The organism is Streptomyces sp. NPDC007971, assembly GCF_042958635.1.
Taxonomy (GTDB): domain Bacteria; phylum Actinomycetota; class Actinomycetes; order Streptomycetales; family Streptomycetaceae; genus Streptomyces.
In genome coordinates this window covers 183,735-197,012 of sequence record NZ_JBIBJK010000018.1, presented here as the reverse complement: position 1 = coordinate 197,012, position 13,278 = coordinate 183,735, and the positions used below count along the sequence as shown (strand labels likewise).

The 13,278-nt window shown below is 72.7% G+C and carries 13 protein-coding genes; 8 read left to right on the top strand and 5 right to left on the bottom strand.

The window, feature by feature from the left end; genetic code table 11:
• Window positions 1-6: 6 nt before the first annotated feature.
• Window positions 7-1,695, bottom strand: coding sequence for a hypothetical protein (locus ACFZCP_RS33000; protein ID WP_391434498.1), 1,689 nt, complete (start codon window positions 1,693-1,695; stop codon window positions 7-9).
• A gap of 199 nt (window positions 1,696-1,894) precedes the next feature.
• On the opposite strand from ACFZCP_RS33000, the gene radA reads away from it, so the two are divergent.
• Both radA and disA read left to right on the top strand, forming a co-directional pair.
• Window positions 1,895-3,304: a DNA repair protein RadA gene (radA, locus tag ACFZCP_RS32995; protein ID WP_391434495.1), complete on the top strand. Its 1,410-nt coding sequence runs from the start codon at window positions 1,895-1,897 to the stop codon at window positions 3,302-3,304.
• A gap of 80 nt (window positions 3,305-3,384) precedes the next feature.
• Window positions 3,385-4,509: a DNA integrity scanning diadenylate cyclase DisA gene (gene disA, locus ACFZCP_RS32990; protein WP_391434491.1), complete on the top strand. Its 1,125-nt coding sequence runs from the start codon at window positions 3,385-3,387 to the stop codon at window positions 4,507-4,509.
• 487 nt (window positions 4,510-4,996) lie between these two features.
• Here disA and ACFZCP_RS32985 read toward each other — a convergent pair whose 3' ends face one another.
• Window positions 4,997-5,806: a hypothetical protein gene (locus ACFZCP_RS32985; protein ID WP_391434487.1), complete on the bottom strand. Its 810-nt coding sequence runs from the start codon at window positions 5,804-5,806 to the stop codon at window positions 4,997-4,999.
• A gap of 181 nt (window positions 5,807-5,987) precedes the next feature.
• Here ACFZCP_RS32985 and ACFZCP_RS32980 point away from each other — a divergent pair, with 181 nt between their 5' ends.
• The 5 genes from ACFZCP_RS32980 (at window position 5,988) to cseC (ending at window position 10,500) form a co-directional block, all read left to right on the top strand.
• Window positions 5,988-6,863, top strand: coding sequence for an A/G-specific adenine glycosylase (locus ACFZCP_RS32980; protein WP_391434483.1), 876 nt, complete (start codon window positions 5,988-5,990; stop codon window positions 6,861-6,863).
• Window positions 6,864-7,134: 271 nt separating this feature from the next.
• Window positions 7,135-7,674 (top strand): SigE family RNA polymerase sigma factor, encoded by a 540-nt coding sequence (locus ACFZCP_RS32975; protein WP_067006350.1) that lies wholly within the window; start codon window positions 7,135-7,137, stop codon window positions 7,672-7,674.
• The gene (locus ACFZCP_RS32970; protein WP_391434480.1) at window positions 7,662-8,312 is read left to right on the top strand and encodes a hypothetical protein; all 651 of its coding nucleotides are present in this window, start codon (window positions 7,662-7,664) and stop codon (window positions 8,310-8,312) included. The genes ACFZCP_RS32975 and ACFZCP_RS32970 overlap by 13 nt, the downstream gene beginning before the upstream one ends.
• A 41-nt stretch (window positions 8,313-8,353) precedes the next feature.
• Window positions 8,354-9,058 carry a two-component system response regulator CseB gene (gene cseB / locus ACFZCP_RS32965; RefSeq protein WP_362692555.1) on the top strand — a complete coding sequence of 235 codons (705 nt, stop codon included), beginning with the start codon at window positions 8,354-8,356 and terminating at the stop codon, window positions 9,056-9,058.
• A gap of 11 nt (window positions 9,059-9,069) precedes the next feature.
• A complete protein-coding gene (cseC, locus tag ACFZCP_RS32960) occupies window positions 9,070-10,500 on the top strand; it encodes a two-component system sensor histidine kinase CseC (RefSeq protein ID WP_391434476.1) in 1,431 nt (476 codons plus the stop codon).
• Here cseC and ACFZCP_RS32955 read toward each other — a convergent pair.
• Complete coding sequence (locus tag ACFZCP_RS32955; protein WP_391434471.1) at window positions 10,493-11,092, bottom strand: TetR/AcrR family transcriptional regulator C-terminal ligand-binding domain-containing protein; 600 nt, start codon at window positions 11,090-11,092, stop codon at window positions 10,493-10,495. The genes cseC and ACFZCP_RS32955 overlap by 8 nt on opposite strands.
• Before the next feature lie 299 nt (window positions 11,093-11,391).
• Here ACFZCP_RS32955 and ACFZCP_RS32950 point away from each other — a divergent pair, with 299 nt between their 5' ends.
• Window positions 11,392-12,138 (top strand): SDR family oxidoreductase, encoded by a 747-nt coding sequence (locus ACFZCP_RS32950; RefSeq protein WP_391434469.1) that lies wholly within the window; start codon window positions 11,392-11,394, stop codon window positions 12,136-12,138.
• Between the two features lie 222 nt (window positions 12,139-12,360).
• On the opposite strand, the gene ACFZCP_RS32945 is transcribed toward ACFZCP_RS32950, so the two are convergent.
• Both ACFZCP_RS32945 and ACFZCP_RS32940 read right to left on the bottom strand, forming a co-directional pair.
• The gene (locus ACFZCP_RS32945) at window positions 12,361-12,795 is read right to left on the bottom strand and encodes a VOC family protein (protein ID WP_391434467.1); all 435 of its coding nucleotides are present in this window, start codon (window positions 12,793-12,795) and stop codon (window positions 12,361-12,363) included.
• Window positions 12,792-13,271, bottom strand: a complete 480-nt coding sequence (locus ACFZCP_RS32940) for a helix-turn-helix domain-containing protein (RefSeq protein WP_391434464.1) — start codon at window positions 13,269-13,271, stop codon at window positions 12,792-12,794. The genes ACFZCP_RS32945 and ACFZCP_RS32940 overlap by 4 nt, the downstream gene beginning before the upstream one ends.
• Between the last annotated feature and the right edge of the window lie 7 nt (window positions 13,272-13,278).

Sequence of the window (13,278 nt, the reverse complement as noted above, 5' to 3'; positions counted from 1 at the left end):
AGCCCGCTAGCTGTCCGAGGGGCTCGGGGTGCCGTCGTCCCCCGGGGGCGGGGACGGAGTCGGGGGCGGGTCGGACGGGGTCGGGTCCGAGGGCGTGGGGCTGGGGCTCGGGTCGGTCGGGGACGGGCTCTGGCCGCCCGGCGGATCCGTGGGGGGCGAGGCAGGGGGCGTGGTCGGCTCGTGGCTGGGGGTCGGGGGCGGGCTCGCGGGGCCGCTGGGGGCGGTGCCGTAGCCCTCGATGGTGACCACGGCGCCGGCCGGTGAGACCGCCACGTGCGCGTGCCAGTGGCCGGACGGCTCGCGCAGATGGTCGACGTACACCTTCACCGTCAGGGTCTGGCCGGGGGCGAGGGTTCCCGACGACCGGCTGAGGTAGAGCCAGGCCGCCGGGGTGGACGCGGACCAGCGGACCGGGGCGGAACCGGAGGCGGTGAGGGTGATCAGCGTGGTGTCGCCGTCGTTGGCGGCGCTCACCGCGAGGTCCCCGGTGCCCTTCTTGTCTCCCCCGGAGACGCTGACGACCTCCACGGAGACGTCCGAGGTGCCGTGCCGGCCCGGGCCGGCGCCGGGCTTCACGCTGGCGTTGCCCGCGTTCTCGTAGCCGCCCGCGGTGTCGCTGCCGAGCTCGTCGGGGCCCTGCGCCTCGCGCGCGGTGGGCGTCCTGCCGTCCTCGCCGACGGCGGGCGTGCCCCGGTAGGCGGCCCACAGGGCGAGCACGGGGGCGGCGACGACGGTGGCGACGACCGTCGTGGTGACGGCACGCGCGCGCAGGCGGTCGCGGCGGGCCGCGCGGTCCTTGGGGTCCATCGGGAAGCCGCGCCGGTCGAAGCGCGGGACGGCCGCACCTCGCGCGCGGGGGGTGTGGGCGAGGGCGATGTGCAGGGCCGCGCGCGGGGCCTCCAGGACGGGCAGCTCGGCCGGGGTGACGGTGGCGCCGGGCCAGGGGCCGGTCACCGCGCGCTCGGCGGTGCGGCGGCAGCGCGGGCAGTCGTCGACATGGCGGACCAGCTCGCGGCGCAGGGCCGTGCTGAGGACCAGCTGGCTGTCTCCGGTGAGATGGGCCACGCTCGGGCAGCCGCCGGTCTCGACCACGGCGAGCGCGGCGCGGGTGCGCTCGACCTCGCAGGCGGCGGAGGCCAGCAGTTCCCGGGCGGTGGCGGGCTCCATGCCGAGGACGGCGGCGACCTCGTGGGCGGCCAGGTGGTGGCGCACGGCGAGTTCGAGGGCCTCGCGCTGTTCGGGGGTGGTACCGGCCGCTTCCGGCCAGGCGAGCAGCGCGAGTTCGCGGCGCCGCTGCTCCTGGACCTCGGGCGCGGCGGGTGGATCGGGTGCCTGTTTTCCGGGCGCCGAACGGCCGGCCGCATGAGTGGCCTGACGTTTCTGCTTGGCTTCGGCGAGCCCTCGCAGGCACGCCCAGCGGGCCAGCGCGTACAGCCAGGCCCTGCGGTCGGCGGCCGCCTCCGGGATGCGCTGCCCGCGCCGCTCCGCCAGCGCGAGGACGTCCCCGAGGGCGGCGGTGGCCGCGTCGTGGTCGCACAGCACCGACAGGCAGTAGGTGAACAGACCGTCCAGGTACGGCTCGTAGCGCGCCGGCGGCCGGTGGGCGAGGGTGCGTGCGGCGGCTCGGTCGCGCACTTCGCGGTGCGCCCGGTGAGCGCCAGTGGTGCGGGTCGTGGTCTCCGGACTGCTGCTCATCACCCGTGCGACCGTAGGCGGCCGTGGAGTGCACCTTCGTGCACCTTGAGCACTTTTAATCCGTACGGGTGAAACGATCCCTCATAAGGGGACAGGAGGCCTCCGTTCCGCGGCTCGAACCGGACGGCTCGTGGCCGTTACCGGTCCACCGCGTGCGCCCCGGGCGGGCTCTGTCAGTGGCGCGGGCTACGGTTTCCGCATGGCTGCCCGTACCAAGACCACCAAGGACCGCCCGTCCTACCGCTGCACGGAGTGCGGCTGGCAGACGGCCAAGTGGCTCGGCCGCTGCCCCGAGTGCCAGGCCTGGGGCACGATCGACGAGTACGGCACGCCCGCGGTCCGTACGACGGCACCGGGCCGCGTGACGAAGTCCGCGCTGCCCATCGGCCAGGTCGACGGCCGGCAGGCCACCGCCCGCTCGACCGGCGTGCCGGAGCTGGACCGGGTGCTCGGTGGCGGTCTCGTCCCCGGCGCGGTCGTCCTGCTCGCGGGCGAGCCGGGCGTCGGCAAGTCCACCCTGCTGCTGGACGTGGCCGCCAAGTCGGCGAGCGCGGAGCACCGCACCCTGTATGTGACCGGCGAGGAGTCCGCGAGCCAGGTGCGGCTGCGCGCCGACCGCATCCGCGCTCTCGACGACGACCTGTACCTGGCCGCCGAGACCGACCTGTCCGCGGTCCTCGGCCACTTGGACGAGGTGAAGCCCTCCCTGCTGATCCTCGACTCGGTGCAGACGGTGGCCTCCCCGGAGATCGACGGCGCGCCCGGCGGCATGGCCCAGGTCCGCGAGGTGGCCGGCGCCCTGATCCGCGCCTCCAAGGAGCGCGGGATGTCCACGCTGCTGGTGGGCCACGTCACCAAGGACGGCGCGATCGCCGGCCCCCGACTGCTGGAGCACCTGGTCGACGTCGTCCTGCACTTCGAGGGCGACCGGCACGCACGCCTGCGCCTGGTCCGCGGCGTGAAGAACCGCTACGGCGCCACGGACGAGGTCGGCTGCTTCGAACTGCACGACGAGGGCATTACGAGCCTTGCCGACCCAAGCGGACTTTTCCTGACCCGTCGTGACGAACCGGTCCCCGGCACCTGCCTGACCGTCACCCTGGAGGGCCGCCGCCCGCTGGTGGCCGAGGTGCAGGCGCTTACCGTCGACTCCCAGATCCCCTCCCCGCGCCGGACCACCTCGGGCCTGGAGACCTCCCGCGTGTCGATGATGCTCGCGGTGCTGGAGCAGCGCGGCCGGATCAGCGCGCTCGGCAAGCGGGACATCTACTCCGCGACCGTCGGCGGGGTGAAGCTCTCCGAGCCGGCCGCCGACCTCGCCGTCGCGCTCGCGCTCGCCTCGGCCGCGAGCGACGTCCCGCTGCCGAAGAACCTGGTCGCGATCGGCGAGGTGGGCCTGGCGGGCGAGGTCAGACGGGTCACGGGCGTGCAGCGCAGACTCGCCGAGGCGCACCGGCTGGGCTTCACGCACGCGCTCGTGCCGGGCGATCCGGGCAAGATCCCGGCCGGGATGAAGGTCCTGGAAGTCGCGGACATTGGGGACGCGCTGAGAGTACTGCCACGCTCCCGTCGCCGAGAGGCCCCACGGGAGGCGGAGGACCGCCGGTAGACTTTGCCCAGGTCTCGCCCGTCCGTACGAACCGAGTGCGCACGACGGCAGCGCCCAGAACCTGCGACCGGAGGAGTGCAGTGGCAGCCAACGACCGGGCAGCAGCTCCCGGAAAGTCCGGTGGGAGTGCCGGTTCCGATGGCCTGATGCGCGCCTCGCTGAGCGCTGTGGCTCCGGGTACGGCCCTGCGTGACGGCCTTGAGCGGGTCCTGCGCGGCAACACCGGCGGACTCATCGTCCTCGGCTCCGACAAGACCGTCGAGGCGATGTGCACGGGCGGTTTCGTCCTGGATGTCGAGTTCACCGCCACGCGCCTGCGGGAGCTGTGCAAGCTGGACGGCGGCATCGTGGTGTCGTCGGACCTGTCGAAGATCCTGCGGGCCGGTGTGCAGCTGGTGCCGGACCCGACGATCCCGACGGAGGAGACGGGCACCCGTCACCGCACGGCGGACCGGGTCTCCAAGCAGGTCGGCTTCCCGGTGGTGTCGGTCTCCCAGTCGATGCGGCTGATCGCCCTGTACGTCGACGGGCAGCGGCGCGTCCTGGAGGACTCGGCGGCGATCCTGTCCCGCGCGAACCAGGCGCTGGCGACCCTGGAGCGGTACAAGCTGCGCCTGGACGAGGTCGCGGGCACGCTGTCGGCGCTGGAGATCGAGGACCTGGTGACGGTCCGGGACGTGTCGGCGGTCGCGCAGCGCCTGGAGATGGTGCGGCGCATCGCCACCGAAATCGCCGAATACGTGGTCGAACTGGGCACGGACGGCCGTCTTCTGGCACTCCAGCTGGAGGAGCTGATCGCGGGCGTGGAGCCGGACCGTGAGCTGGTCGTGCGGGACTACGTCCCCGAGCCCACGGCGAAGCGCTCCCGTACGGTCGAGGAGGCCCTCGCGGAGCTGGACGCCCTCAGCCACGCGGAACTGCTGGAGCTGGGCACGGTGGCGCGGGCGCTGGGCTACACGGGCTCCCCCGAGACCCTCGACTCGGCGGTGTCCCCGCGCGGCTTCCGGCTCCTGGCCAAGGTGCCGCGGCTTCCGGGCGCGATCATCGACCGGCTGGTGGAGCACTTCGGGGGCCTGCAGAAGCTGCTGGCAGCGAGCGTCGACGATCTCCAGACGGTGGACGGGGTCGGTGAGGCGCGCGCGAGGAGCGTCCGCGAGGGCCTGTCCCGGCTGGCGGAATCGTCGATCCTTGAGCGGTACGTCTGAGTGCGGTGCCTGAGTGCGGTGCCCGAGTGCCGCATCTGAGTGCCGCGTCTGCGTGCCTCGTCGTGAGCGCCTGGTCCGAACGCCGCGTCCGAACGCCGCGTCCGAGCGCCTCGTCGTGAGTGCCTCGCCCGACCGCTTCGTCTGAGCGCCGTGTCTGAGCGGTTCGCCTGAGTCGGGGGGCCGCTCGTTGATCCGGGGGGCCGCCCGTCTCGTTTTCGGCTGCGGGGTGTCGGGGGCTGGTCGCGCAGTTCCCCGCGCCCCTTTGGGGCGCCTGGCTGCGCGCCGGCGTCAGGGGCCGGTCGGTTGACGCTCGTCGCGGCCGTGCGGCCGAGCCGCACATCAAGAGGCCCGTGTCCCTCTGGGGCGCGTCTCCAGCTTCCCTCAGCTGCGGGCAGTCGTGCCGCTGGGGCGGCACGGGTGGGCGCGGCGGCAGCCCGTCGGGGAGGGACGAGTGGTCCGTCCTTCGGCCGGTCTCCCTCTGTGACCGCTAGTCGGCGGACAGGACGAACGAGGTCCGGGCCTTGGCGAAGCCGGGTGCCTTGGCCTCCAGCAGATACGTTCCGGGCTTGGCCGAACCCGCCGGAGGCGTCGCGCACTGGGCAGCGCTCGGCTTGCGGTCCCACTGCACGGTGTACGTGATGCTCTGCCCCGCGGGCACCCGGAACACCAGGCTCGCGGCGCCCTTCGGGCAGTCGGCGGAGGACCAGTAGACGTGGCTGTCGGCCGCCGGCATGACGGTCAACACCGCGCTCTTCGGCCCGAGGTCGACCTTGCAGTCACCGGACGACGTGTTCTTCGCAATGAGTTCGAAGGACGGCGTCTGGTCCGGCGAGTACGAGTTGTGCAGGCTGCGCAGGGTCAACGTGACCGCACCGGTGCCGCAGTTGGGCAGGGAGGAGGACGCCGGCAGCGCGTCGTCCGTACCGACCTGGCCGCCGCCGGACCCGGAGCCCGAGGAGCCGTCGGATCCCGGGGAGCCGGTGCCGTCCTTGCCGTCCGACCCGGAGCCGTCGCCGGAGGCGGAGCCGGTCCCGCCGGAGCCGCCGCCGCTCGACTCGTCGCGCCCGCCCGGGTGTTGGCTGATCGCGGGCCCCGAGGAGGTGGGCCCCGGCGTGATCGTGGAGACGGGATTCTTGTCGCTGCCCCCGCCGGCGTTCTTCTTCTCTCCCCCGCCGCCTGACGTGACGATCCAGACGGTCAGCAGCGCCAACAGGGCGGCCACCGACAGCATGACGGCCCTCCGACGCCAGTAGATGGAGGAGGGAAGCGGCCCGACCGGATTGCGCAGAGATCCCACGGCCCAAACTGTACGAGAGATCGGGGTGCTTGCTTGCGTCACCCGCCGCCCGGGCATCAACTTTTCCGGATCATCATCCCGGCAACTGCCGCCCGGCGGACAGCTTTTCCCCGAGCGCCACGCTCCGTGTCCGCGCGGTCACCTGCCATGCCCGCCCCGGCCGTGGCAGGATCGGAGAGCCATGACTGAGAAGCTCCACGCTCCCGTGATCGCCTGGTTCGACACACACGCCCGCGACCTCCCCTGGCGCCGCCCGGATGCGGGCCCGTGGGGGGTGATGGTCAGCGAGTTCATGCTCCAGCAGACCCCGGTGAGCCGGGTGCTGCCCGTCTACGAGGAATGGCTGGCCCGCTGGCCGCGCCCCGCCGATCTCGCCGAGGAGGCTCCCGGCGAGGCGGTGCGCGCCTGGGGCCGCCTCGGCTATCCGCGCCGCGCCCTGCGCCTGCACAGCGCCGCCGTCGCCATAACGGAACGGCACGGCGGGGACGTGCCGACGGACCACGCGCAGCTGCTGGCACTGCCCGGCATCGGCGAGTACACGGCGGCCGCCGTGGCGTCCTTCGCCTACGGGCAGCGGCACGCGGTGCTGGACACGAACGTCCGCCGGGTCTTCGCCCGGGCGGTGGCGGGGATGCAGTACCCGCCGAACGCCACCACCGCGGCCGAGCGGCGCCTGGCCCGCGAGCTGCTGCCCGAGGACGAGCGGACCGCCGCCCGCTGGGCCGCCGCGTCCATGGAGCTGGGTGCGCTGGTGTGCACCGCCAAGAACGAGGGATGCCACCGCTGCCCGATCGCCGCGCAGTGCGCCTGGCGGCTCGCGGGCAAGCCGGAGCACGAGGGTCCGCCGCGCCGCGGGCAGACGTACGCGGGCACGGACCGCCAGGTGCGCGGCAAGCTGCTCGCCGTGCTGCGGGAGGCGCACGTGCCGGTGCCGCAGGCGGCGTTGGACCGGGTGTGGCACGAGCCGGTGCAGCGCGCCCGGGCGCTCGACGGCCTGGTGACGGACGGCCTGGTGGAACCGCTGCCGGGGGGGCTGTACCGGCTGCCGCTCACCTGACACTCAGCCAAGTCACAGCGCACGGCCTTCCGTTACGGCCCCTCCAATCCGACAAACCACTACATAAAGGTACATAAGGGCCCCCTCCTCTACCCCGAACCTGCTTCCGTTACACAACCGACGGACAGCCGATTGCTAGCCGAAGGCTGCTCCGCACAGCCCCGTGACAACCACTCCGTAGTTTTTTCCTGTGCCCGGCAGACCACGGGCCGGTGAGAAAGCAGGACTTCGGGCGTGGGCCCGAGGACACGGGGAACGGAGGCGGTTGATCATGGCGCAGGGCGAGGTGCTCGAATTCGAGGAGTACGTCCGCACTCGGCAGGACGCGCTGCTGCGCAGCGCCCGCCGGCTGGTCCCGGACCCCGTCGACGCCCAGGACCTGCTGCAGACCGCGCTGGTGCGGACGTACGGCCGCTGGGAGGGCATCGCGGACAAGCGGCTCGCGGACGCCTACCTTCGCCGGGTGATGATCAACACCCGTACCGAGTGGTGGCGGGCGCGCAAGCTGGAGGAGGTCCCGACCGAGCAGCTGCCGGACGCGTCCGTGGACGACTCCACCGAGCAGCACGCCGACCGGGCACTCCTCATGGACATCATGAAGGTTCTCGCTCCGAAGCAGCGGAGCGTCGTGGTGCTGCGACACTGGGAGCAGATGTCCACGGAGGAGACGGCCGCCGCCCTCGGCATGTCGGCCGGTACGGTCAAGAGCACGCTGCACCGGGCGCTCGCCCGGCTCCGCGAGGAGCTGGAGGCCCGCGATCTGGACGCACGCGCGCTGGAGCGTGAGGAGCGGGAGCGTTGCGCGGCCTGACCGGGGCCGGGCCCGGTGAGGCCCGAGTTAGTTCTTTGGCGGTGATCGCGGCTGTGGCCTCGATCGCCGCCCTCGCCCTTTTCACCGCCTCGTGCAGCAGCGGGGGCGAGGGGGCCCGGGACGAGGGCCCGGCGCACGCGTCCGCGATGGCGGGCGCCTTCGCCTCGCCGTCACCCAGCCCCTCCGACTCCGACCCGCACGTGGACCCCGTGGACCTGCTCATGAATGACCCGGCGGTCTCGGCGTCCGTCAAGCGCGACCTGAAGCCGTGCGACGGCGATGACGATGCGGTCCAGGTCACCTACGGCGATCTGACCGGCGGCTCCGTGGACGACATGCTGATCAACGTGTCGGCCTGCAGTGACTGGGTGGGTATCGGCACGTACGTGTACCGGTACGTCGGCGGTACGTACAAGAATGTGTTCAAGGCGGAGGAGTCGCCGGTCGTCGCGGATATCGACGGCACCGGCCTGACCGTGACCAAGCAGGTGTATGACACGGACGATCAGGTGTCGAACCCTTCCAAGGAGACTGTGATCACCTACAGGTGGAAGGCGGACCGGTTCGTCGAGCGGTACAGGCACGACACCAAATACAGCAAAACCGGCGGCGACGCGGCGTCCTCGTCGGACGGCTGAACCCCCCACGCACGCACATCACAAGGACTGAGAGCAGCGGGATGGCAGACCAGACCCACGTCCTGTTCGTCGAGGACGACGACGTCATCCGCGAGGCCACACAGCTCGCCCTGGAGCGGGACGGCTTCGCGGTCACCGCCATGCCCGACGGGCTGTCCGGCCTGGACGCCTTTCGCGCGAACCGGCCGGACATCGCGCTGCTGGACGTCATGGTCCCGGGCCTCGACGGCGTCAGCCTGTGCCGTCGCATCCGGGACGAGTCGACCGTGCCGGTGATCATGCTCTCGGCGCGGGCCGACTCCATCGACGTCGTCCTCGGCCTGGAGGCGGGCGCCGACGACTATGTGACCAAGCCGTTCGACGGCGCCGTCCTGGTCGCCCGGATCCGCGCGGTGCTGCGCCGCTTCGGGCACGCCGGCGGGGCCGCGCAGAGCGGGGACTCCCCCGCGGAGGTGGACGCCGGCGCGCTGACCTTCGGTGACCTGGAGATCGACACCGAGGGCATGGAGGTGCACCGGGCCGGGCAGCCGGTGGCTCTCACCCCGACCGAGATGCGGCTGCTGCTGGAGTTCTCCGGCGCGCCGGGCACCGTGCTCTCCCGTGACAAGCTGCTCGAACGGGTGTGGGACTACGGCTGGGGCGGGGACACCCGGGTCGTCGACGTCCATGTGCAGCGGCTGCGCCAGAAGATCGGCCAGGACCGGATCGAGACGGTCCGCGGCTTCGGCTACAAGTTGAAGGCCTGAGCGGGGCGGCGATGCGGGGGTTCATGCGGCGCCCGGTGGGATGGGCGGAGAGCGCGGGTCTCAAGACCGGGCTCAGATGGAAGCTGAGCGCGGCGATCGCCCTGGTCGCCGGGCTTGTGGCGATAGCACTCAGCCTGGTCGTGCACAACGCCGCCCGGGTCTCGATGCTGGACAACGCGCGCGATCTGGCCAACGAGCGTGTGCAGGTCGCCGAGGGCAATTACGAGCGGCTCGGGCGGACGAACTTCCCCAACATCAAGATCGACGACCCCGAACTGCCCCCCGCCCTGCGCGAGAAGGTCGAGAAGGGCCGTCGGGTCAGCGACGTCACGGACCACGCCGGCGGGCCGCCGGACATCTGGGCGGCCGTGCCCGCCAAGGACGGGCACGTGCTGTCCCTGCACAGCTCCTTCCCGGACCGGTCCGCGGACGTGATGAAGGACCTCGACCAGGCCCTGGTCATCGGCTCCATCGCGGTCGTGCTCGGTGGCAGCGCGCTCGGTGTGCTGATCGGCGGTCAGTTGTCGCGGCGGCTGCGCAAGGCGGCGGCCGCGGCGGGCCAGCTCGCCAACGGCGAGACGGACGTACGGGTGCGGGAGGCCATCGGCGGGGTCGTACGGGACGAGACCGACGATCTCGCGCACGCGGTGGACGCCATGGCGGACGCGCTGCGGCAGCGGCTGGAGGCCGAGCGGCGGGTCACCGCCGACATCGCGCACGAACTGCGCACCCCGGTGACGGGCCTGCTGACCGCGGCCGAACTGCTGCCGCCCGGCCGGCCCACCGAGTTGGTCCTGGACCGCGCGAAGGCGATGCGCACGCTGGTCGAGGACGTCCTGGAGGTGGCCCGGCTGGACAGCGCCTCCGAGCGGGCCGAGCTGCAGGACATCATGCTGGGTGAGTTCGTGACCCGGCGCGTGGCCGCCAAGGATCCGGACGCCTCCGTACAGGTGGTGCACGAGTCGGAGGTCACCACCGACCCGCGCCGTCTGGAGCGGGTGCTGTTCAACCTGCTCGCCAACGCCGCCCGGCACGGCAAGCCGCCGATCGAGGTGAGTGTCGAGGGCCGGGTCATCCGGGTGCGCGACCACGGCCCCGGCTTCCCCGAGAAGCTGCTCGCCGAGGGTCCGAGCCGGTTCCGCACCGGCAGCAAGTCCCGCGCCGGCCAGGGCCACGGTCTGGGCCTGACCATCGCGGCCGGCCAGGCCCGGGTGCTGGGCGCCCGCCTGACCTTCCGCAACGTGCGCCCCATCGGAGCTCCCGAGCACGTCCCGGCCGAGGGTGCGGTGGCCGTCCTGTGGCTTCCGGAACACGCGCCCACCAGCACGGGCAGCTATCCCATGCTGCCGCTGTCCGGCGGCACGAGCAGCACGCGCGGCACGGGCAGCACGCGCGGCACGGGCAGCACGGGCAGCACGCGCGGCATCGGCGGCACTAGCTGAGCAGGGAGTCGGCGAGGCGCTCGGCCGTGGCCGCGTCCAGGGGGGCGTGGCCGAGCAGGAAGCGGTACCAGAAGAAGCCGTAGAACTGGTCGACCAGCAGGTCGACATCCCGGTCGCCGGCGAGTTCGCCCCGCTCGCGGCCGCGTTCGAGGACGGCGCGCGCGGCCGCCCGGCGGGACTCGGTGAACGTCCGCAGCAGCTCCGCCAGATGCGGATCGCGGGCCGCTTCCCGGACGAGGGCGCGCAGGGCCGGTGCGGCCGGTGAGCGCTGCGACGTCTCGAAGGTGGCCACCGCCAGCGCGCGCAGATCCCCGCGCAGGGTGCCGGTGTCCGGCGCGGGGACGTCCTGGGCCGCGCGGTCGGCGAGCGCGTCCAGCAGCACGGCACCCTTCGACGGCCACCAGCGGTACAGCGTCTGCTTGCCGACCCCGGCCGCCCGCGCGATGGTCTCCACGCTCACCGGGGCGCCGTCGGCGTCGGCGAGCAGTTCCAGGGCGGCGTCGAGGATCGCCCGGCGGGCCGCCTCGTTGCGGCGCCGACCAGTGTGCGGGCGGGGCGCCGCGCCTGCGGTGCCGGGTTCTTTCGTGTCCACGGGCTCATCCTCTCCGACTCCGGGGTGCTCTTGGCTCAGTCACCCCTCGCTCTGTCACCCCTCGGCTCAGCCGCCCCTCGGCGCTGTCGGCGCCTGACTCCGCCGGCCCTCGGCCCAGACGGCCCGCGGCCCCGGCAGTCCTCGGCGCCGCCAGTCCTGGACTCGGTCAGCCCTTGAAGCGGTCTCCCCTCGGCTCCGCCACCCCTTGACGAGACTAGCGGTCTCGGTAACACTTTATCGAGACCGGCGTTCTCGACAAAAGGTCGGAACCCGGTGACGCATCAGGAGAGAAGCCACTCATGAGCACTCCGAACACCAGCCCCCTCGCCGGACAGCGCGTCGTCGTCATGGGCGGCGGCTCCGGCATCGGGGAGGCGACGGCCGCCTTCTTCGCCGCGGACGGCGCGGAGGTGGTCATCACCGGCCGCGGCCAGGACCGCCTCGACGCGGCCGCGGCCCGGATCGAGGGCAAGGTGTCGACGTACCGTCTGGACGCGGCCGACCGGCCCGCCGTGGACGCCTTCTTCGGCCGGTCCGGAACCGTGGACCACCTCGTCATCGCCGTCAGCGGCTCCAAGGGCGGCGGCCCCTTCGCCGGGCTGGACCTCGCCGAGTTGGCTGCCGGCTTCGACGGCAAGTTCTGGCCGCACGTCCACGTCCTGCAGGCGGCTCTGCCCGCCCTGCGCCGCGATGGTTCGGTCACCCTGGTGACCGCCGCCTCCGCCCGTGCCGCCCTCCCCGGCACCGCCGGCCTCGCGGCGATCAACGGCGCGCTGGAGGCGATGGTGCCGCCCCTCGCGGTGGAGCTGGCGCCGCTGCGGATCAACGCGGTCTCCCCGGGCGTCGTCGACACGCCCTGGTGGGACGCCGTACCGGCGGAGCAGCGCAGCGCCCTCTTCGACGGCTTCGCCGCCGTCACTCCCGTGGGCCGCGTCGGCCGCCCCGAGGACATCGCCCGTGCCGTGCACCTGCTCGCCGCCAACGACTTCGTGACCGGCGTGGTCCTGGAGGCGACGGGCGGCGCCACCCTGGCGACCGGCCGCTGAGACTCGGGCCCGGACCTCCCTCGGACCTGGACCTCCTCGGACCAGGACCTCCTCGGACCAGGACCTCCTCGGACCAGGATTCCTCTCAGCCCGGGACCTCCCTCGGGCCAGGATCTCTCTCAAGTCAGGACCTCGCTCAGGCGAGGGCCTCCCCCTGGTCCCTCCTTCCCAGGCCCCCTCAGGCCTTTTCAGGCCCTCCCCCAGGCCCCCTCCGGCCCTCCCTCAGGCCCAGTCCTTCGAGAAGTCCAGTTCCTCGCTGCGCTCGGTCAGCGAGAACCAGTTGCCGTTGTCGTCCCGGAAGATCGCCTCGATGCCGTACGGCCGCTCCTGCGGCTCCTGGAGAAACTCCACGCCGCGCGACCGGAAGGTCTCGTAGTCCCCCCGGCAGTCGTCCGTACGGAACGCGCCGGCCCCCAGCACCCCCTTGGCCACCAGCTTCTTCAGTGCCTCGGCCGACTCGGGGTCGAGGCCGGGGCCGTCCAGGCTCATCAGGGCCAGCTCCACCCCGGGCTGGTCCCTGGCGCCGACGGTGACCCAGCGCATGTCGCCCATGGCGACCTCGCTGCGCACCTCGAAGCCCAGTTTCTCGGTGAAGAAGGCCTTCGTCCGCTGCTGGTCGGAGGTCCATACGGTGGTGATGCCCAGGCCCTTGATCATGGATCTGCTCTCCCGTCGGCAGGCTGCTGCTGTTCCTGCTCGCCACCGTAGGCAGGGCCGGGTCCGGAGCGCTTCTTCGATGTTGCGGTGTTGAAGCCACCGGCCCAGAGCAGGGCGTAACAGCCGGGTATGAGGGAGGCGCCGCGGCCCACGTGCTCGGTGCGGTACTCGCTCGGGGTGCGTCCGGTGCGGGCTTTGAAGCGGGCGGAGAACGTGCCGAGGCTGCTGAAGCCGATCAGGGTGCAGATCTCCGTCACCGAGAGGTCGGCACCGCGCAGCATCTCCTCGGCGCGCTCGATCCTGCGGTGCGTCAGATACTGCCCGGGAGTCTCGCCGTAGGCGTCCTTGAAGGCGCGCAGGAAGTGATACCGCGAGTACCCGGCATGCGCGGCCACCGCATCCAGATCGAGCCCGGGGTCGGCCCAGTCACGGTCCATGGCGTCCTTGGCCAGGCGCAACCGGCGGATCTTCTCCATGACGCCG

Coding starts and splice junctions, on each gene's coding strand:
- ACFZCP_RS33000 (WP_391434498.1), bottom strand. CDS start 1,695: ATGAGCAGCAGTCCGGAGACCACGACCCGCACCACTGGCGCTCACCGG.
- radA (WP_391434495.1), top strand. CDS start 1,895: ATGGCTGCCCGTACCAAGACCACCAAGGACCGCCCGTCCTACCGCTGC.
- ACFZCP_RS32980 (WP_391434483.1), top strand. CDS start 5,988: ATGACTGAGAAGCTCCACGCTCCCGTGATCGCCTGGTTCGACACACAC.
- ACFZCP_RS32975 (WP_067006350.1), top strand. CDS start 7,135: ATGGCGCAGGGCGAGGTGCTCGAATTCGAGGAGTACGTCCGCACTCGG.
- cseB (WP_362692555.1), top strand. CDS start 8,354: ATGGCAGACCAGACCCACGTCCTGTTCGTCGAGGACGACGACGTCATC.
- cseC (WP_391434476.1), top strand. CDS start 9,070: ATGCGGGGGTTCATGCGGCGCCCGGTGGGATGGGCGGAGAGCGCGGGT.
- ACFZCP_RS32950 (WP_391434469.1), top strand. CDS start 11,392: ATGAGCACTCCGAACACCAGCCCCCTCGCCGGACAGCGCGTCGTCGTC.
- ACFZCP_RS32945 (WP_391434467.1), bottom strand. CDS start 12,795: ATGATCAAGGGCCTGGGCATCACCACCGTATGGACCTCCGACCAGCAG.
- ACFZCP_RS32940 (WP_391434464.1), bottom strand. CDS start 13,271: ATGGAGAAGATCCGCCGGTTGCGCCTGGCCAAGGACGCCATGGACCGT.